Origin of the sequence: Pseudomonas sp. B19(2017) (assembly GCF_002113165.1) — a bacterium.
In the GTDB taxonomy this organism is placed as follows: Bacteria; Pseudomonadota; Gammaproteobacteria; order Pseudomonadales; family Pseudomonadaceae; genus Aquipseudomonas.
This window is the reverse complement of the sequence record NZ_NEJR01000003.1, coordinates 295,190-314,198: the sequence shown is the minus strand read 5'-3', so window position 1 is coordinate 314,198 and position 19,009 is coordinate 295,190. Positions and strand designations below refer to the sequence as shown.

General features: G+C 64.6%; 14 protein-coding genes. 6 read left to right on the top strand and 8 right to left on the bottom strand.

Annotated elements, in window-relative coordinates:
* Nucleotides 1-37 precede the first annotated feature (37 nt).
* Entirely contained in the window at nt 38-1,129 is a 1,092-nt protein-coding gene (locus tag CAF70_RS07205; protein WP_085623190.1) for a diguanylate cyclase, read from the top strand.
* Nucleotides 1,130-1,245: 116 nt separating this feature from the next.
* Here CAF70_RS07205 and CAF70_RS07195 read toward each other — a convergent pair whose 3' ends face one another.
* Both CAF70_RS07195 and CAF70_RS07190 read right to left on the bottom strand, forming a co-directional pair.
* A complete protein-coding gene (locus CAF70_RS07195) occupies nt 1,246-2,544 on the bottom strand; it encodes an ATP-binding protein (RefSeq protein ID WP_085623191.1) in 1,299 nt (432 codons plus the stop codon).
* A gap of 6 nt (nt 2,545-2,550) precedes the next feature.
* A complete protein-coding gene (locus tag CAF70_RS07190; protein WP_003259958.1) occupies nt 2,551-3,252 on the bottom strand; it encodes a response regulator transcription factor in 702 nt (233 codons plus the stop codon).
* 273 nt (nt 3,253-3,525) lie between these two features.
* Between CAF70_RS07190 and CAF70_RS07185 the strand changes: the two genes are divergently transcribed.
* Nucleotides 3,526-4,701: an efflux RND transporter periplasmic adaptor subunit gene (locus tag CAF70_RS07185; protein WP_085623192.1), complete on the top strand. Its 1,176-nt coding sequence runs from the start codon at nt 3,526-3,528 to the stop codon at nt 4,699-4,701.
* An 11-nt stretch (nt 4,702-4,712) separates the two neighbouring features.
* Nucleotides 4,713-7,832, top strand: coding sequence for an efflux RND transporter permease subunit (locus CAF70_RS07180; RefSeq protein WP_085623193.1), 3,120 nt, complete (start codon nt 4,713-4,715; stop codon nt 7,830-7,832).
* Between the two features lie 183 nt (nt 7,833-8,015).
* On the opposite strand, the gene CAF70_RS07175 is transcribed toward CAF70_RS07180, so the two are convergent.
* Nucleotides 8,016-8,327: an HU family DNA-binding protein gene (locus tag CAF70_RS07175; RefSeq protein ID WP_085623194.1), complete on the bottom strand. Its 312-nt coding sequence runs from the start codon at nt 8,325-8,327 to the stop codon at nt 8,016-8,018.
* A 188-nt stretch (nt 8,328-8,515) separates the two neighbouring features.
* Between CAF70_RS07175 and mobA the strand changes: the two genes are divergently transcribed.
* Nucleotides 8,516-9,091, top strand: a complete 576-nt coding sequence (mobA, locus tag CAF70_RS07170; RefSeq protein WP_085623195.1) for a molybdenum cofactor guanylyltransferase MobA — start codon at nt 8,516-8,518, stop codon at nt 9,089-9,091.
* Nucleotides 9,092-9,220: 129 nt separating this feature from the next.
* On the opposite strand, the gene CAF70_RS07165 is transcribed toward mobA, so the two are convergent.
* From CAF70_RS07165 to peaA, 5 genes are all read right to left on the bottom strand, one after another.
* Nucleotides 9,221-10,894, bottom strand: a complete 1,674-nt coding sequence (locus tag CAF70_RS07165; RefSeq protein ID WP_085623196.1) for a fatty acid CoA ligase family protein — start codon at nt 10,892-10,894, stop codon at nt 9,221-9,223.
* 138 nt (nt 10,895-11,032) lie between these two features.
* Nucleotides 11,033-12,154 carry a quinohemoprotein amine dehydrogenase subunit beta gene (gene peaD / locus CAF70_RS07160; protein WP_085623197.1) on the bottom strand — a complete coding sequence of 374 codons (1,122 nt, stop codon included), beginning with the start codon at nt 12,152-12,154 and terminating at the stop codon, nt 11,033-11,035.
* Nucleotides 12,155-12,186: 32 nt separating this feature from the next.
* A complete protein-coding gene (gene qhpC / locus CAF70_RS07155; RefSeq protein ID WP_004375838.1) occupies nt 12,187-12,510 on the bottom strand; it encodes a quinohemoprotein amine dehydrogenase subunit gamma in 324 nt (107 codons plus the stop codon).
* Nucleotide 12,511: 1 nt separating this feature from the next.
* Complete coding sequence (gene peaB, locus CAF70_RS07150; RefSeq protein ID WP_085623198.1) at nt 12,512-13,942, bottom strand: quinohemoprotein amine dehydrogenase maturation protein; 1,431 nt, start codon at nt 13,940-13,942, stop codon at nt 12,512-12,514.
* Nucleotides 13,943-13,990: 48 nt separating this feature from the next.
* Nucleotides 13,991-15,556: a quinohemoprotein amine dehydrogenase subunit alpha gene (peaA, locus tag CAF70_RS07145; protein WP_085623199.1), complete on the bottom strand. Its 1,566-nt coding sequence runs from the start codon at nt 15,554-15,556 to the stop codon at nt 13,991-13,993.
* 493 nt (nt 15,557-16,049) lie between these two features.
* Here peaA and CAF70_RS07140 point away from each other — a divergent pair, with 493 nt between their 5' ends.
* The gene (locus tag CAF70_RS07140; RefSeq protein ID WP_085623200.1) at nt 16,050-17,543 is read left to right on the top strand and encodes an aldehyde dehydrogenase; all 1,494 of its coding nucleotides are present in this window, start codon (nt 16,050-16,052) and stop codon (nt 17,541-17,543) included.
* Between the two features lie 150 nt (nt 17,544-17,693).
* On the top strand, nt 17,694-19,007 hold the full coding sequence (locus CAF70_RS07135; protein ID WP_085623201.1) for a hypothetical protein: 1,314 nt from the start codon (nt 17,694-17,696) through the stop codon (nt 19,005-19,007).
* The last annotated feature ends 2 nt before the right edge of the window (nt 19,008-19,009 follow it).

Genomic DNA, 19,009 nt, shown 5'->3' with positions numbered 1-19,009 from the left:
CCGGGCCTGGTCATGCAGTACTCTCAGGAGCCCACCGATGTTCAAGACCATCGAAGCCCACGTGCGCAAACAGGTCGCCCCCGCCGCCCTGCGCGCCGAGTTCCGCCAGCACGAATTCGAGGCCATGCGCCCGTTCTGCCTGCTGGTGTTCTGCGTCAGCATCCTGATCTGGCTGGTCTTCGACCTGATCGTCAGTTTCCTCGGCGGCCAGGGTTTCACCTGGCTGTCCTGTCTCTTCATCACCGTGCTCTGCGGCCTCACCGTGGTGCTGCGGTTCACCCGTCGCAGCCATCACTTCGATGTGCTCAACCTGTTGTTCATTGCCAGCATCACCCTGGGCATGCGCCTGGTGATCGAAGGTATCCCGGTGGCCCTGCGCCCGGTGTGGCTGGTGCTCGGGGTCTCCACCGTGCTGTATGCGGTGTCGGTGCTGCCGGTGCGGCGCTGGTCGTTCTTCTGCGCCATGGCCATCACCTGGCTGGTGCTCAACCCGTTCTACCACACCCGAATCGGCCCGGACGAACTCGAAGGCGCCATGCTCATCAGCTACGCAGTGTTCCTCAGCGGCCTGGTTATCTACAGCTACCTGCAAATGCGCAAGGCCAAGCTGCACAACTTCTATCTGTCCAAGGTGCTGCTGGACCAGGCCTATGTCGATGCCCTGACCGAAATCCCCAACCGCCGCTCGTTCATGGCCCAGGCCGGCCGTCTGCTGCGCCTGGCCACCGCCGAGCAGTACCTGGCGATGATCGACATCGACAACTTCAAGCGGGTGAATGACCGTTTCGGCCATGATGTGGGCGATGAAGTGCTCAAGCGCGTGGCGCTGCATATCAAGGCGAGCATGGCCGGTTACGCGTTTGCCCGGCTGGGCGGCGAGGAATTTGCGATTTTTTTCCAGGGGCTGGACCAGCAAGCCGCCGAGCAACAGGTGGCGGCGCTGTGCCAACGGGTGCGCGAGGACGTGGGGGAGCACCCGGTAACCATCAGCATCGGCCTGGCCCGGGTGGACCGGGGCGACAGCCTGACCACGGCGCTGGTACGTGCCGACCAGGCGTTGTACGCGGCCAAGCACAGTGGCAAGGACCGGTTTGTGCTGTGGTCCGCCCGGCTGGCAGAAAGTGGTTAGCAGGCCCGGCCTCTTCGCGGGCTCGCCCGCTCCCACAGGGACCGCACCGGCTTCGAACCCTGTGAATGCCCTGTGGGAGCGGGCAAGCCCGCGAAAGGGCCGGCACAGGCAATACATCACCCGGCAGGCAAACGAATCCGGAACTGCGCCCCACCCAGCGCCGACTGCGCCACGGTCAAGGTGCCACCTTGCCCCTCGATCGCCCGCCGGCTGATCGCCAGGCCCAGGCCAAACCCGCCGGTATTGCGGTCGCGGCTACGGTCCAGGCGGTAGAACGGCTGGAAAATCCGCTCGCGCTCCTCCACCGGGATACCAATCCCGTCATCCTCCACCGTCACCAGACAAGCGCCATCGTCCTCCAGGCGCAAGCGCAGCAACAGGCTTTCGTCGCAGTAACGCATGGCATTGCGCACCAGGTTCTGCACCGCCCGTGCCGTCAGCCGCGGGTCCAGCACAAAACGCGGCAAATCGCCCTCAGCCCGTACCTCCCACTGGATTCCCCGGCCATCGAGTTCTTCGGCAAAGGCGCCAAGCACGCTGTCGACCAGCTCCAGCAACGACACCTCGACACGCTCGCGGGCCTGGTCGGCGTTGTATAGCCGGCTGTAGGACAACAGCTCCAGCACCAGCTCATCCAGCTCACGCACATGCCCCACCAGCTCCAGCAGGCGTTTGCGGCAGGCTGGCGGCACTTCGTCGAACAGCAGCACCAGGCCGAAGTCCAGCCGGGTCAACGGCGTGCGTAATTCGTGCGACACGGCATTGAGCAGCTCGCGCTGCTGGTTCACGTGGCGCTCCAGGTCACTGGCCATGGTGTCGAACACCCCGGCAAGCTCGCCGATGTTGGAGTGCGGCGATATGTGCGTACGCTCGGCCATCTGCCCCTGGCCAAGACGCCGGGCGGTTTCCTTCAAGCGCTCCAGGTCACGCCAGTGCGGCCATACCCACAGCAGCAGGCAACCGAGCATGGCTGCACCGATCAGTACCGTCACCCCCCAGGACAGCACATTGATGTCCAGCGGGTCTGGCGGTGAGTGCAGGCGCACCAGCCATTCCTTGTCCAGCGGCGCCAGCACGGTCTCGTAGTAGCCCCATTCGGCAATGCGCACGGCGTACAGGCCATGCTCCAGGCGTGCCTGCTCGTCCTCGCTCAGGTCGGCCTGGTCCATGCGCAGCAGCTGCAGCTCCAGCGGTGCGAAATCACTGGCCAGCTCTTGCTCGACCGCTGGCCACTGCTCGCGGGGGGCCTGGCGGAACTGGCGCACGATCAGCGACTGCACGCCCTTGGCCTGGTCCAGGTTGTAGGCCATGAAGCGGTCCTGGAACAGGCCGACGATGGTGTCAGGGATGAACAGCAGCGCACCGGCATAGGCGACGATGATCACCAGGTACAGCCGCACCAGTATCTTCAGCATGGGCGGTCAGCACTCCCACTCGACGCGGCTGAACAGGTAGCCCTTGCCCCATACGGTCTTGATCTTGCGCGCTTCGCCGGCGTTATCGTCGAACTTGCGCCGCAGCTTGGAAATGGCCACATCCACCGAGCGGTCGGTGCCGTTGAACTCGATACCACGCAGTTGCTGCAGGATGCGGTCGCGGTTCAGCACTTCGCCGGCATTGCGCGCCAATACCACCAGCAGGTTGTACTCGCCGCTGGACAGTTCCACCTCTTCGCCGCGCCAGCTCACGGTGCGCTCGGCCAGGTCGATGCGCAGGCCACCAATCAGGATCAGGTCGTTGTCCAGGCGCGGCTCGTTGACGCTGCTGCGGCGCAGCAAAGTGCGCACGCGGGCCAGCAGCACACGCGGCTCGCAGGGTTTGGTCACATAGTCGTCGGCGCCCATTTCCAGGCCCAGAACCTGGTCGTGGCTGTCGTCGCGGGCGGTCAGCATCAGGATCGGCAGGCCCTGCGACTCCTGGCGCAGCAGGCGGCACAGCTGCAGGCCATCGATGCCCGGCAGCATCAGGTCGAGGATGACCAGGTCAGGCTTTTGCCGGCGGTACTCGTCCAGCACATGGTCGCCACGGGCGATCACCTGGACATGGAAGTCGTTGCGTTGCAGGTAGCTGGCGATCAGTTCGGACAGGGCGCTGTCGTCTTCGACCAGGAAAATATTCGGCATAGGCGCTTGGGAATCTGGGTTGGGGTAAGACCTCACCGGCCTCTTCGCGGGCTTGCCCGCTCCCACAGGAACCCAACAGCACTTGAAAGCTGTGCAGTCCCTGTGGGAGCGGGCAAGCCCGCGAAGAGGCCGGTACAGGTACACGCAGAATATAGAACCCTACAGGTCGAGAGGATTGTTCTTCACACTTTTTCACACTCGTCCTACAGGTATTAACAGCCACCCATGGAACGCCTGCCGTAGCATATCGGGGGTCATCATCGGAAGATCCGTATGCCTACTACCCTCCCCCCACGCCTGCGCCCATTGGCGCTTCTGGCGTTTCTGAGCCTGTCTCTGGCCGGCTGCGACGACAGCGCCGAACAGGAAGAGCAAGCCCCCGTCCCACAAGTGCGGGTGGAAACCCTGCAACTGCAGCCACTGGCCATCAGCAGCGAACTCAGCGGCCGCATCCTCGCACCGCGCACCGCCGAGGTGCGCGCGCGGGTTGCCGGTGTGGTACTCAAGCGGGTGTACCGCGAAGGCACCGACGTCAGGCAGGGCGATGTGCTGTTCCTGATCGACCCGGCGCCGTTCAAGGCCGACCACGACAGCGCCCGCGCCACCCTGGCCAAGGCCGAGGCCACCCTGTACCAGGCGCGCCTGCAGGAGCAACGCTACCGCGAGCTGGTCGACGACAAGGCCGTCAGCCGCCAGGAGTATGACAACGCCAAGGCCAGCTACCTGCAGGCCGATGCCGCAGTGGCCGAGGCCAGGGCCGCGCTGGAGCGCGCCCGCCTGAACCTCGGCTACGCCACCGTGACCGCGCCGATTTCCGGCCGTATCGGCCGCGCCCAGGTCACCGAAGGTGCGCTGGTCGGGCAGAACGAGAGCACGCCACTGGCGACCATCCAGCAGCTGGACCCGATCCACGCCGATGTCACCCAGTCCACCCGTGAGCTCAACGCCCTGCGCCGCGCCCTGCGTGCCGGCGAGCTGCAGCAGGTCGGCGATGGCCAGGCACGGGCCACGCTGATCCAGGACGATGGCAGCACCTACCCGCTGCCGGGCAAACTGCTGTTCTCCGATATCAGCGTCGACCCCAGCACCAACCAGATCACCCTGCGCAGCGAGTTCCCCAACCCGGACCTCGACCTGCTGCCCGGCAGCTACGTGCGCGTACGCCTGGAACAGGCCGTGCAACCCAAGGGGCTGAGTGTGCCGCAGCGCGCCATCCTGCGCGACAGCGCCGGCGTACCCAAGGTGCTGGTGGTCGATGCGCAGGCCCGGGTCAGCGACCGCCAGGTGGTCCTGGGCAGCGCCCAGGGCGACCGCTGGATCGTCAGCGAAGGGCTGACCCCCGGTGAGCAGGTGGTGGTCGAGGGCCTGCAACACGTCAAGGCCGGTGACCAGGTGCAGGTCGACAACGCACCAGGGGCATCGCCCATCGCACAGCACACTGGCCAGTGAGGGCCTGATCCATGCCGCAATTCTTCATCGACCGCCCGGTATTCGCCTGGGTGGTCGCCCTGTTCATCCTGCTGGCCGGTGCCCTGGCCATCCCGCAGCTGCCAGTGGCCCAGTACCCCAACGTGGCCCCGCCGCAGGTGGAAATCTACGCCGTGTACCCGGGCGCTTCGGCGGCGACCATGGACGAGAGCGTGGTCAGCCTGATCGAACAGGAGCTCAACGGCGCCGACAACCTGCTGTACTTCGAGTCGCAGAGCAGCCTGGGGAGCGCCACCATCACCGCCACCTTCGCCCCGGGCACCAACCCGGACCTGGCCCAGGTCGACGTGCAGAACCGCCTGAAGGTGGTCGAGTCGCGCCTGCCACGCCCGGTGACCCAGCAGGGCCTGCAGGTGGAAAAGGTCTCCACCGGTTTCCTGCTGCTGGCCACCCTCACCTCCGAAGATGGCAAGCTCGACGAAACCGCCTTGTCGGATATCCTCGCGCGCAACGTGATGGACGAAATCCGCCGCCTCAAGGGCGTCGGCAAGGCCCAGCTGTACGGTTCGGAGCGTGCCATGCGCATCTGGATCGATCCGCGCAAGCTGATCGGCTTCAACCTCACGCCCAACGATGTGGCCCAGGCCATCGCCGTGCAGAACGTACAGGTCGCCCCCGGCAGCATCGGTGACCTGCCCGGCCGCGGTAGCCAGGAGATCACCGCCAACGTGGTGGTCAAGGGCCAGCTGAGCAGCCCCGAGGAGTTCGCCGCCATCGTCCTGCGCGCCAACCCGGACGGCTCCACGGTCACCATCGGCGATGTCGCCCGGGTCGAGATCGGTGCCCAGGAATACCAGTACGGCACGCGCCTGAACGGCAAGCCGGCCACCGCCTTCAGCGTGCAGCTGTCGCCAGGCGCCAACGCCATGGAAACCGCCACCCTGGTGCGGGCGAAGATGCAGGACCTGGCGCGCTACTTCCCGGAAGGCGTCAAGTACGACATCCCCTACGACACCTCGCCATTCGTCAAGGTGTCGATCCAGCAGGTCATCAACACCCTGTTCGAAGCCATGCTGCTGGTGTTCGCGGTGATGTTCCTGTTCCTGCAGAACCTGCGCTATACCCTGATCCCGACGCTGGTGGTGCCGGTGGCGCTGATGGGCACCTTCGCCGTGATGCTGGCCATGGGCTTTTCGGTCAACGTACTGACCCTGTTCGGCATGGTGCTGGCCATCGGCATCCTGGTCGACGATGCCATCGTGGTGGTGGAAAACGTCGAGCGGATCATGGCCGAGGAAGGCCTGCCGCCCAAGGAGGCCACGCGCAAGGCCATGGGCCAGATCAGCGGCGCAATCGTCGGCATCACCCTGGTGCTGGTGGCGGTGTTCCTGCCGATGGCCTTCATGCAAGGCTCGGTGGGGGTGATCTACCAGCAGTTCTCGCTGTCGATGGCCGTGTCGATCCTGTTCTCGGCGTTCCTGGCCCTCAGCCTGACCCCGGCGCTGTGTGCCACCCTGCTCAAGCCGGTGGCCAAGGGCGAGCACCACGAACGCAAGGGCTTCTTCGGCTGGTTCAACCGCCGCTTCGAGGGCATGAGCAATGGCTACCAGCGCTGGGTGGTGCAGGCGCTCAAGCGCAGCGGCCGTTACCTGCTGGTATATGCGGTGCTGCTGGCGGTGCTGGGCTATGGCTTCAGCCAACTGCCCACGGCGTTCCTGCCTACCGAAGACCAGGGCTACACCATCACCGACATTCAGCTGCCGCCAGGCGCCAGCCGCATGCGTACCGAACAGGTGGCGGCACAGATCGAGGGGCACAACGCCGAAGAACCGGGCGTGGGCAACACCACCTTGATCCTGGGCTTCAGCTTCTCCGGCAGCGGGCAGAACGCGGCGCTGGCCTTCACCACGCTCAAGGACTGGTCCGAACGCGGCGCCGACGACAGCGCCCAGTCGATCGCCGACCGCGCGACCATGGCCTTCACCCGGCTCAAGGACGCCGTGGCTTACGCCGTGCTGCCGCCGCCGATCGATGGCCTTGGCGAGTCGACCGGCTTTGAGTTCCGCCTGCAGGACCGCGGCGGCATGGGCCACGCCGAACTGATGGCCGCCCGCGACGAACTGCTGGCCAATGCCGGCAAGAGCAAAGTGCTGACCAACGTGCGCGAAGCCTCGCTGGCGGAAAGCCCGCAGGTGCAGCTGGAAATCGACCGCCGCCAGGCTAACGCCCTTGGTGTGTCGTTTGCCGATATCGGTACGGTGCTGGACGTGGCCGTAGGCTCGAGCTACGTCAACGACTTCCCCAACCAGGGCCGTATGCAGCGGGTGGTGGTGCAGGCCGAAGGCGACCAGCGCAGCCAGGTCGAAGACCTGCTGAAGATCCACGTGCGCAACGACAGCGGCAAGATGGTGCCACTGGGCGCCTTCGTCCAGGCCAGGTGGGTCAGCGGCCCGGTGCAGCTGACCCGCTACAACGGTTACCCGGCGGTGTCCATTTCCGGCGAGCCGGCAGCCGGCTACAGTTCGGGCGAAGCCATGGCCGAAATCGAACGACTGGTAGCTCGGCTGCCGGCCGGCACTGGCCTGGAGTGGACCGGCCTGTCGCTGCAGGAAAGGCTCTCCGGCAGCCAGGCACCGATGCTGATGGCGCTGTCGTTGCTGGTGGTGTTCCTGTGCCTGGCAGCGCTGTACGAAAGCTGGTCGATCCCCACTGCAGTACTGCTGGTAGTACCGCTGGGCGTGCTCGGTGCGGTGCTGGCGGTGACCCTGCGCGGCATGCCCAACGACGTGTTCTTCAAGGTCGGCCTGATCACCCTGATCGGCCTGTCGGCGAAGAACGCCATCCTGATCATCGAGTTCGCCAAGAGCCTGGTCGACCAGGGCGTGGATGCTGCCGACGCCGCCGTGCAGGCCGCGCGCCTGCGCCTGCGGCCAATCGTGATGACCTCGCTGGCGTTCATCCTCGGTGTGGTGCCACTGGCCATCGCCAGCGGCGCCAGCTCGGCCAGCCAGCAGGCGATCGGCACCGGGGTAATCGGCGGCATGCTCAGCGCCACCCTGGCGGTGGTGTTCGTGCCGGTGTTCTTCGTGGTGGTGATGCGGTTGGCGGGCAATGGCAAAGCCGAAACCACTGGCGAGAGGACTCCAGCCTGATGCCAGTCAATCAAGCAATCCGGGGCCGCGTTGCGGCCCATCGCTGGCAAGCCAGGCTCCCACAAGTACGGCGCATGGCTTAAGTTCGATGCCGTCGGAGTGGGAGCTGGCTTGCCGGCGATGGGCTGCGAAGCAGCCCCAGTAGGCTTGACTGACTGGCATTAGTCTCCGGCCACTTTTCTGTCACTTGCGCGATTTGGCTCTCTGGTCGGCTTGCCCGCTGAGTTTGACGGCGTCCTTCAAATTTTTGCCGGCGCTGAACTTGGCGTTGATTGCCGCAGCAATCTTCAGCTCTTTGCCAGTTTGCGGGTTTCTCCCGACCCGCGCTGTCCTTTCTGCAGTTTTAAAGGTGCCAAAACCCACCAGAGTCACATCCTCGCGCGCTACCAGCGATGCCTTGACGGCGTCGATAAAGGCATCGACCACCTTTTGTGCCATTACCTTGCTCAAGTCAGCGCGTTGCGCCACGTCCGCTACCAGTTGCGATTTGTTCAAGTTTCTTCTCCTTGTCATGGCCCCTGACACCGTCGCAATGCCGAGGCTGCAACTGTATTGAAGGGGAGTACGCGCGATCGGCACAACTGGCAAAAATGTCAGGTCGGTTCAACTCCGACGCTGGCTTGCTGGACAATGGTTGCAGGCCGTGGGAGGGTTGCGTTCTTCCCCTGCCTGGAACTGCACACATGATCAGCCCCTTGCCCGCCAGCTCAGCCCTGATTCTCGCCGGTGGCCGTGGCCAGCGCATGGGTGGCCGGGACAAGGGCCTGATCGACTGGCAGGGCGAACCGCTGGTTGCCCATGTGCATCGGGTAGTGCGCCCGCTGACTGACGACCTGGTGATTTCCTGCAACCGTAACCAGCAAGCCTACCGTGCGTATGCCGACCAGTTGGTGGGCGATGCCGAGGCTGACTTCCCCGGGCCATTGGCGGGGGTGATTGCCGGGCTCAAGGTGGCGCGGCATGAATGGGTGGTGCTGCTGGCCTGTGATGCACCGCTGGTTGACCGAGGGTTGATCGAGGGCCTGCTAAGGCTGGCAGTGACCAGTGACAGTGCGGCCATGGTGCGCCAGGGTGGGTACTGGCAACCGATGTTCAGCGTGCTGCCAGCCCGGGTGTTGCCGGTGCTGGAGCAGGCCTGGGCGGCGGGTGAGCGGAGTTTGCAGAAGGCCCTGCTGCGTGAAGCGGTGCAGGGGCTGGAATGTGCCAACGATGACCGCAGGTTGAGCAACTTCAACAGCCCGGAGCTGTTGCAAGGCTGAGATCATCTAGTGCCTGTACTGGCCTCTTCGCGGGCATGCCCGCTCCCACAGGTACATCACAAGTCTGACGGGCAGTGAATGTCCTGTAGGAGCGGGCGTGCCCGCGAAGAGGCCGGCACAGGCAACACATCATCCGGCAGACAGTTCTTCGACACTGATCTCGCGCATGCGGAACTTCTGCACCTTGCCGGTCACTGTCATCGGGAACTCATCGACAAAGCGGAAGTACCTTGGCACCTTGAAGTGCGCGATCCGCGCCTTCGCCCACTCGCGCAGTTCCTCTTCGCTGGCCGTATGCCCCGGGTGCAGCCGCACCCAGGCCACGATCTCTTCGCCGTACTTGCTGCACGGCACGCCAATCACCTGCACATCGGCCACCGCCGGGTGGGTGAAGAAAAACTCCTCAAGCTCACGCGGGTAGATGTTCTCGCCGCCACGAATGATCATGTCCTTGCTGCGCCCGACAATACGCACATAGCCCTGCTCGTCCATCACCGCCAGGTCGCCGGTGTGCATCCAGCCTTCTTCATCGATGCTTTCAGCCGTGGCCTTGGGGTTGTTCCAGTAGCCCAGCATCACGCTGTAACCGCGCGTGCACAGCTCGCCGATCTCGCCTCGCGGCACAGTGTTGCCGTCAGCATCGATAACCTTGCTTTCCAACCGCGGCTGGGTACGCCCGACGCTGGTCACGCGGCGCTCCAGGTCGTCGCTGGCGCCGGTCTGCAGCGACACCGGGCTGGTTTCGGTCATGCCGTAGGCAATCTGCACCTCGGCCATGTGCATTTCGCCGATCACCCGGCGCATCACTTCGATCGGGCAGGTAGCGCCGGCCATGATCCCGGTGCGCAGGCTCGACAGGTCGAACTCGCCACGCTGGGGGTGGTCCAGTTCGGCGATGAACATGGTCGGCACACCATACAACGCAGTGGCCCGCTCTTCCGCGACCGCGCGCAGGGTGGCCAGTGGGTCGAAGGCGTCGTTGGGGTAAATCAGGGCGCTGCCGTGAGTCATGCAGCCAAGGTTGGCCATGACCATGCCAAAGCAGTGGTACAGCGGCACCGGTACCACCAACCGGTCATGCTCGGTCAGGCCCAGGCTTTCACCGACCATGTAGCCGTTGTTGAGGATGTTGCTGTGGCTGAGGGTGGCGCCTTTCGGAAAACCGGTGGTGCCCGAGGTGTACTGGATATTGATCGGGTCGTCGCAACGCAGTTGTGCCTGGCGCTCGGCCAGGGCTTCGCGGCTGACGGCCGCGGCACGGGCCTGCAGGTCGTGCCAGGCTAGAAAGCCCGGCGGTGGCGCGGCGGCCAGGCTGACCACACCGCGCAGTTCGGGGAAGCGTTCGCAGATCAGCGCACCCGGCTGCCCGGCTGCCAGGCCCGGGACCAGGCCCAGCAGCATGGCGTGGTAGTCGGAGGTCTTGAACGCGTCGGCGCAGATCACCCAACGGCAGCCGGACTGGCCGAGGGCGTAGTCCAGTTCGCTGGAACGGTAGGCCGGGTTGATGTTGACCAGGATCGCGCCGACCTTGGCGCTGGCGAACTGGGTGATGCACCACTCTGCACAGTTAGGGGCCCAGATGCCGAGGCGGTCACCGGGCTGCACGCCCAGGGCCATCAGCGCACGGGCATGCTGGTCGACGGCTTCGGCCAGTTGCCGCCAGGTGTAGCGCTGGGCCTGGTGGCGGACTATCAGGGCTTCGCGGTCGGGGAAGCGGGCGACGGTAGTGTCGAAGGCGTCGCCAATGCACTGGGTAAGCAGGGGTTTGTCCTGATTGCCCTGGGAGTAGCTTGGCTGGGGCATGAGCGGTCTCTTGTTGTTCTTGTGTTGTCTGTGCCGGCCTCTTCGCGGGCTCGCCCGCTCCCACAGGTACCACACAGGTTTCAAGGTCTGTGAATTCCCTGTGGGAGCGGGCAAGCCCGCGAAGAAGCCAGCACCGGTTTAACGGATGAACACCTGGGGCGTGGTGGTGGACATATCGCCACCCGGCAACTTGATGTTCTTCACCTTCTCCAGCGTATCCGGGTTGAACACCGCCAGGTCGTTGAAGGTGCCACCCAGGTACAACTTGTCGCCCTTCTTGTCGAAGGCCACGCAGTAGTAAGTGTGGTCCAGGTTCGCCGCCTTGATCAGCTTGCGCTGCTTGAGGTCGTACTTGGCCAGGCGGTTGAGCACGCCGTAGATCTGGTTCGGGTCTTTCGGCGAAACCAGCCCGGTGAAGTACAGCTCGGTCAGGTCGGCGAATTCCTGGGTGTGGGTCTTGCCGGTCTTGAGGTCGACACTCAGGTAGCCATACAGCAGCTCGGCGGTGGCCGGGTCCTGCTTGTCGTCCTTGAACCTGGCAATGGTATAGAGCATCGAGAACTCGTGGCGCGGGCTCTGGTGCGGCCAGAAGTACAGTACGTCCGGGGCGCTGTAGCCTTTGCGGTTCCAGTTGCGCAGCGGCAAGGCCACCGTGTACTTGCCGGTGTTCACGTCCATCTTGTAGATGTCCGGCCCGGCGACGTACAGGCTGCCATCGTCCGCCGCACGCATCAGGTACACCTGGCGCGGCATCGGGAAGGTACGTACCGGCTTGGCCTCCAGGCCATCGGCGGTGTTGAACACTTCCAGCCGAGGTGGCTTGACCACATAGTGGTCGTTCAGGCGCTGGGTCGGGTTGACCGTGGCGTACACCTCCTTGCCGTCCGGGCTGATGGCGAACGAGTACATCGACCGGCCCACCTCACCCGGCACGCTGGACAGGTTGGCGTGGAAGGTGTTGCTACAGGTGTCCAGGTCGATGCCGTAGATGTCGCCGTAGTGGTTGTTGAGCACGTAGGCGGTGCGGTTGTCCGGCGCCATCATCGCGGTGCCGGGGCCGAACTTGTCGGGCATGACGCAGCTCTTGTACACCGTGTCACTGGCCACATCGACCACGTGCAGGTTGTTCGGGTAGTTGGTCACGATCATGTATTCGTGGCCAGCCTTCAACGCCGGCCCGGTGTCGGCGGCCTGTACCAGCCCGGCACAGGCCGTGGCGGCGATGGTGAGCGCGAGTGACGCGCAGCGTCCAGCTTTCATGCGGTTTCCCCTTGTCATTCTTGTTGGGCCGGTCACTTGTCTTTCGGGAACACGGTGCCGAGGTTGCGCCAGTCTTCGGCGGAGTTGCTCGCCTGGGCGTTCCAGTCCTGGTAGGTGCTCATCATGTCCGGCACCTGGGCCGGCCACCAGCAAGGGTCGGAGCAGCCATACAGGTCGGCCTCCATCGGCTGGCACAGCGAGCTCACGCCACCAAAGGCGTCCACTTCCCAGCCCGGGTCGGTGGTGGCGGTGCAACCTGCCACTGCGCTCATGGCCATGACCTCTTCGACGCGGTCTTCGGCGGCGGCCTGTTCGAGGATGCGCGCCTTGTTGTTCAGGGGCTTCAAGTGCTTCATGTCAGTGCGCCTTCCGCGGGGTGATGTAGCGATCGATGAAGGCCGGGTTGGCGGCCATGATGCGGCTGTAGACTTCGATGCCGAAGTCGACCCAGTCGCGCATCAGTTCGCAATAGTGGTAGGTCGGGTGCTGCGGGTCGCCGTAGCGGGCGTAGCTTTCGTGGTAGCAGCCGCCGGAGCACAGGTTGCGGATGCGGCAGCTGTCGCAGCCGGTGTTGCTGCGGTCCAGGCGCTGCGACAGGAAGTCGTTGAGCTGTGCCTGCTTCACGCCCTGATGCACATTGCCGAAGGTCGGCAGGCTGGAGCCGGTAAAGCGGTGGCACAGGTTCAGCTCGCCCTCGTGGTCCACCGCCAGCATCTTCAAGCCGGCACCGCACGGCAGGGCCTTCTTGTGGCCTTCGTGGATGTCGGTGATCAGCTGGTGCAGGTTGGAGAAGCCGATGTTGCGGTGATCCAGCGCCGCCTCCAGGTATTTGCGACCCAGCGCCTTCATGTTGGCGAACACCTGCACCAGCTCTTCGCCGGTGAGATTGAAGTCAGCCATGTCACCCGAGGTGACCGGGGCGAAGCCGACTTCGGCGAAGCCCAGTTCGTTGAACAGGTGGTTCCAGATGGTCTCGACGTCGGTGATGCCACGGGTCAGCGTGACCCGCGCGCCCACCGGGCGGCTGGTGTAGCGCGACAGCAGCAGGTCCGCCTTGCGCCGCACCACGTCATAGGTGCCCTGCCCGCCCACGGTGATGCGGTTGCGGTCGTGCACGGTCTTGGGGCCGTCGATGCTGATCGACAGGCCGAAGCGGTGGGCGTTGAGCCAGTCGATGATCTCTTCGGTAAGCAAGGTGGCGTTGGTGGTCATGATGAACTCCACCTGCTTGCCCGCCTCGGCGAAACGCCGCTCGCAGTAGGCCACCATGTGCTCGATCAACGGCCGGTTGGACAGCGGCTCGCCACCGAAGAACACCACGCTGTAGCGTTCCTCGTTGGGCGATTCCTTGAGCAGCATCTCTACCGAGGCTTCGGCAGTGTCAGTGCTCATCTTCTTGCCGGCGGAAGGCTTGTCCAGGTCTTCCTTGTAGCAATAGGTGCAGCTGAGGTTGCAGCCAGTGTTGACGTTGAGCACCACGGTGTTCAGCGCGGTGCGCTCGACCTGCTTGAGGGCGATTTCCGGGGTCAGCGGCGAGCCGTCGCTGACCAGCTCCAGCGCGATCAGCTCGCGCAGGGTGTCCTGGATATCGTCGCCCGCAAACTGCTGGCCAAGGCGCTGCATCAGCTCCTCGGCCGAGCAGCCTTGCTGGCGCAAGGCGTCGATGATGCTGCCGGTCACCGCATCGGTGGCAAACAGCGAACTGCTGGGTATATGGAACAGCATGCGGTCGGCATCGACCTGCACTTCATGCAGGTTGCGTTCGACCAGGTTCAGTAGTACGCCCATGGCGACCTCCCGATAATCGATCCGTTGGAAAACCGTTGCGCCCTGCCGTTACGGCAGCGGCGGGTTGTTCCAGCGCTGTACGGTGACGATCATGTGTCCTTCGCCGGTCTGGCCGCCGTCGGCCAGAGTGGCGATGACCTTCAGGTTACCGGCGTTGTTGGTCATCATCTTGCGCTCGGGGTTAGGCCCGGCACCGCCCGGCACGAACACGCCATCGGCCTGCATCTGCCCGGCGAACTTGACGTCTTCATCCTCGACCGCCCGCTCGTTGAACGGCTCGACCTTCCAGCTGGCCGGCAGGTAGCCGATGCGTAGCGGCTGGCCGTTGGCGTCTTTACCCCAGGCCTCGGCCTCGAAACGGCCCTGCACCTTCGGCACCGAAGCGCCGTTCTCGCCAATGCGGGCAATGGAGAACGCCGGTACTACCTTCACTTCGTCGACCTTGTCGTAGACCGCCAGGTTGACACCTTTGAGCCCACCCACCGCGACCTCACGCTGGCCAGGCTTGGCATCTGCCGCAGCCCGGGCCTTGACCCGTACCAGGGTTGGGGTCTGCTCCAGCACTTCGGTCACTTCCACGCCAGCGCCCAGGTCTGGCTTGCCAGTCAGGCCGCTGCCGACCAAGGTGATTTCGCTCTCGGCGCCGGCCTTGATGAACGCCGGTTGTACCGCCAGCAAGTGCGCCTTGCCCTCCTTCACAGCGGTGAAGTCCAGGCCACGCTCATCGTGTTCGGCCTCGAACATGCGGCCTTTCATTTCGCCATCCAGCGCGGCGAACACCTGACGCAGGTTGGCGTCGCCAACCTTGACGTTGCCGCGCCATTCATAGCCGTTGTAGAGGATTGCCGAGCCGCTGCCGTTGAACGGCGTGCCGTCAGCGTAAGCGCCCTTGACCTCGACCTTGAAAGTATCGTCCTCGTCGGCGGCAACGCTCATTACCCCGCGCACATCACCCTTGGCCAGCATGTGGCCGCTGAAGGCCCACTGCCCGGAAAGTGCGTCAGCCTTGGGCTTGGCATTCTGCCATTCGGCCCAGGCCGCGTTTTCCATCGGGTAACGCTTGGCCAGCTCGGGTACTACTTGCTGGAGCGCAATCGGCAGCCAGTCGCGGTCACGCGCCTGGGCCTGGTATTCAAGGGACGGCCATTGGCCGAGGTGGAAGTTGACCAGGTGTTCCCACTCCTTGGCCGGGCGCCGTTGCAAGGCAACACGGGCACCGGAGTGGCACCGGCCACAGGTTTCACTGAGCTGGGTGTCGAAGTGCTCGACAGTGTTGAGCCGGCGCTCCATGGCGTAGCGCACGCCATCGGTCTCGCCAGGCGCCAGGCCCTGCTTGTCGGCCAGGTACTTGACCAGCGTGCGACGGTCGTCATCGCTGATCTGCAGGCCGTGCATCACCTGCATGCGGGCGATGCTCATCAGCCATCCTTCCGGCGTTTTACGCTGGTGGCTGATACGGCTATAGGTGTCGTTGCCTTCAGGGATATGGCACCCCATGCACTTGTTCTGCAACAGGCTCGGGCCCTGCTCGGCCGCCATGGCCTGGGTGCTCAGCAGCGCGGCGGCGACCAGCGCCAGTTTGCCCGCATGCCGCCGGAGTCGAGTCGTCTTCAAGGTCAGACCTCCACGGTTGTTGTTCTTATCGTTTTCGCACGCTTTGGTACAGCAGGTGTGCATGTGACGGTTGCGATACAGGAACTGTGCCAGGTGCTGTAAAAGCGTTTCCTTTCAACCTTTTAGCCTGTTTTCGGGCCTTGGCCAGCAGCCGGTATGGCCAATTGCAGCGTGCCATTTCGCGACAGGGTGTTTCATCCTGAGACAGGGCCTGCTGCACAGGCCTCCGCGGGCTTGCCCGCTCCCACAGGAATTGCGCCGCCCCAAGGCCCAGCGTTGTACCTGTGGGAGCGGGCAAGCCCGCGAAGAGGCCGGAACAGCCACTGTTTCACCACCGTCTCACACCGTCTCAATGTGCAACAGCGCAGGCCTGCATTCCCAACCTCGCACCAGGACAAAACCCAACCCGTTCAAAGGTTTGCGGCCATCTACCGACCTTGGCACGCCCATTGCGCCTATGCCTGTCACATCCAATGACAAGAGGCACCGCCCCATGCTTTCCGAACTGCCCATCCTGCCCGCCACCCGCGCCTTTCTCGAACGCAAGCTGAAGATGCGCATCGGCGCCGACTGGCAGGACGCCGCCAGCGGTCGCACCCTGTCGTTCCGCAACCCGGCCACTGGCGAGGTGCTGGGTGAAGTGCCCGCCGCCGAGGCCGAGGATGTCGACCGCGCGGTGCGCGCCGCCCGCCAGGCCTTCGATGATTCGCCATGGAGCCGCCTGCGCCCGCGAGAACGCCAGAACTTGCTGTGGCGCCTGGCCGACCTGATGGAGCGCGACGCCCGCCAGCTGGCCGAACTTGAATGCCTGAACAATGGCAAGAGTGCCGCCGTGGCCCAGGTAATGGACGTGCAACTGGCCATCGACTTCCTGCGCTACATGGCCGGCTGGGCCACCAAGATCGAGGGTAGCACCGTCGAGGCGTCGATGCCGTTGATGCCCAACGACCAGTTCCATGGTTTCGTACGGCGCGAGGCAGTGGGCGTGGTCGGCGCCATCGTCGCCTGGAACTTCCCGTTGCTGCTCGCCTGCTGGAAGCTCGGCCCGGCCCTGGCTACCGGTTGCACCGTCGTGCTCAAGCCCGCCGACGAAACACCGCTGAGCGTGCTCAAGCTGGCTGAGTTGGTCGACGAAGCCGGCTACCCTGCTGGCGTGTTCAACGTCGTAACCGGCACCGGCCTGAACGCCGGCGGCGCGCTTAGCCGCCACCCCGGCGTGGACAAACTGACCTTCACCGGCTCCACCGAAGTCGGCAAGCTGATCGGCAAGGCGGCCATGGACAACATGACCCGCGTCACCCTGGAGCTCGGCGGCAAGTCGCCAACCATCGTCATGCCCGACGCCAACCTGCAGGAAGCCGCCGCCGGCGCAGCCACGGCAATCTTCTTCAACCAGGGCCAGGTGTGCTGCGCCGGCTCGCGGCTGTATGTGCACCGCAAGCATTTCGACAATGTGGTGGCCGACATCGCCGGCATCGCCAATGGCATGAAGCTGGGTAGCGGGCTGGACCCGGCGGTGCAGATGGGCCCGCTGATCTCGGCCAAGCAGCAGGACCGCGTCACCGGCTACATCGAGCTTGGCCGCGAGCTTGGCGCGACCATCGCCTGTGGTGGCGAGGGCTTCGGGCCAGGCTACTTCGTCAAGCCGACCGTGATCGTCGATGTCGACCAGCGCCACCGCCTGGTACAGGAAGAAATCTTCGGGCCGGTGCTGGTGGCCATGCCGTTCGATGACATCGACGAAGTGATCGGCATGGCCAACGACAACCCCTACGGCCTGGGTGCGAGTATCTGGTCCAACGACCTGTCCGCCGTGCACCGGATGATTCCGCGCATCAAGTCGGGGTCGGTGTGGGTCAACTGCCACAGCGCCCTCGACCCTGCCTTGCCGTTTGGCGGCTACAAGATGTCCGGCGTCGGCCGTGAAATGGGGGCAGCTGCCATCGAGCATTACACCGAGCTCAAGTCGGTGTTGATCAAGCTCTGATCTTCAGCCTGTACCGGCCCTTTCGCGGGTGAACCCGCTCCCACAGGATCACCACAGGTCTGAACATCGTGGGATCCCTGTGGGAGCGGGTTCACCCGCGAAAAGGCCGGTACAGACAACCCAAAAACAACAATAACCATGGAGCACACCATGAGGCACAAACTCGCCTGCACATTGGCCCTGCTGTTCGCCGCCCCGGTCACCCAGGCCTACGAGCTGTACAACCACGACGACACCACCCTCAACGCCGACCTCGAAGCCCTGTTCGGCACCTTCCACAGCGACGAGAGCTACAACCTGGCCGGCAACCGCAAGCCCGGCAGCAGCGCCTGGCAGGAGGGCTACGTCAAGTACGGCCTCAGCGGCAGCCAGGCGCTGGCCGACAGCGGCGCACTGTACGGCGCCTTCAACCTGCTCAGCTCCGCCACCTGGGACGATGGCGATGCCGCCGGGCTTACCCTGGGCGATGAGCGCCGCACCGCCATCGAAGACCTGTACCTCGGCTGGCGCTCGGCCAACCTGTTCCCGGCCCTGGGCGAAGACGGCGTGGACATTTCCGGTGGGCGTCAGGTGGTGACCCTGGGTGACGGTTTCCTGATCCAGGGCGACCCGGTCAACCTGGGCAAGGTCGACCTGGGCGCCAACTTCGACCGCGGCGGCGCCTACTACCTTGCCGCGCGCAAGGCCTTCGACCGCACGGCGGTGCTGCGCCTGGGCGGCAAACAGGGCTGGCGCAGCGACCTGATGTGGCTGAAGTCCGACAACCACTACCAGGCCGACACTTCGCTGGCAGTGGCCAACGTGGAACACGTCGCCGATGCCGGCACCGTGGGCCTGAGCTGGATCCGCGGCCTCGACGTGGACCAGCGCTACGCGCAGATCATGGGCCTGGAGCACCGCGACGGCATGGACACCGCCAGCCTGCGCGGGCGCGGCAACCTGGGCGTGAAAGACCTGGAACTGGCCGCCGAATACGTGACCCAGGACCGCACCGGCGGGCGCGAGAACGCCTGGTACCTGGAGGGCAACTGGACCTTCTCCACGCTGCCCTGGACACCGACCGCCACCTACCGTTACAGCCGCTTTTCCGAAGACTTCGACCCGCTGTTCTATGGCTTGAGCCGGGGTTATGGCACCTGGTTCCAGGGTGAAGTGGCGGCCAACTATGCCGGGCCGTTCAACAGAAACAGCCAGGTGCACCACGTGGCGCTGAAGGGCAAGCCACGGGATAACCTGAGTGTCGGCGCGCTGTACTTCGACTTCGATACGCTGGATACCGACCGGGGTAATCTGGGCGGGCGGGAGCTGGACCTTTATGTGGAGTGGATGGTCAATGATCACCTGCTGATCAGCCCGGTGGTGGGATTCTACAAGCCGGAGCGCAGTGCGGCGAATGGTGGTACGCAATTGGGGGGGACGGACACCGGGACCTATATGCAATTAATCGTCGGGACCTTCTTCTGATC

Bases quoted from the DNA above. Each gene is read 5' to 3' on its own strand.
- CAF70_RS07205 (WP_085623190.1), top strand. From the start codon at position 38: ATGTTCAAGACCATCGAAGCCCACGTGCGCAAACAGGTCGCCCCCGCC.
- CAF70_RS07195 (WP_085623191.1), bottom strand. From the start codon at position 2,544: ATGCTGAAGATACTGGTGCGGCTGTACCTGGTGATCATCGTCGCCTAT.
- CAF70_RS07190 (WP_003259958.1), bottom strand. From the start codon at position 3,252: ATGCCGAATATTTTCCTGGTCGAAGACGACAGCGCCCTGTCCGAACTG.
- CAF70_RS07185 (WP_085623192.1), top strand. From the start codon at position 3,526: ATGCCTACTACCCTCCCCCCACGCCTGCGCCCATTGGCGCTTCTGGCG.
- CAF70_RS07180 (WP_085623193.1), top strand. From the start codon at position 4,713: ATGCCGCAATTCTTCATCGACCGCCCGGTATTCGCCTGGGTGGTCGCC.
- mobA (WP_085623195.1), top strand. From the start codon at position 8,516: ATGATCAGCCCCTTGCCCGCCAGCTCAGCCCTGATTCTCGCCGGTGGC.
- CAF70_RS07165 (WP_085623196.1), bottom strand. From the start codon at position 10,894: ATGCCCCAGCCAAGCTACTCCCAGGGCAATCAGGACAAACCCCTGCTT.
- peaD (WP_085623197.1), bottom strand. From the start codon at position 12,154: ATGAAAGCTGGACGCTGCGCGTCACTCGCGCTCACCATCGCCGCCACG.
- qhpC (WP_004375838.1), bottom strand. From the start codon at position 12,510: ATGAAGCACTTGAAGCCCCTGAACAACAAGGCGCGCATCCTCGAACAG.
- peaB (WP_085623198.1), bottom strand. From the start codon at position 13,942: ATGGGCGTACTACTGAACCTGGTCGAACGCAACCTGCATGAAGTGCAG.
- CAF70_RS07140 (WP_085623200.1), top strand. From the start codon at position 16,050: ATGCTTTCCGAACTGCCCATCCTGCCCGCCACCCGCGCCTTTCTCGAA.
- CAF70_RS07135 (WP_085623201.1), top strand. From the start codon at position 17,694: ATGAGGCACAAACTCGCCTGCACATTGGCCCTGCTGTTCGCCGCCCCG.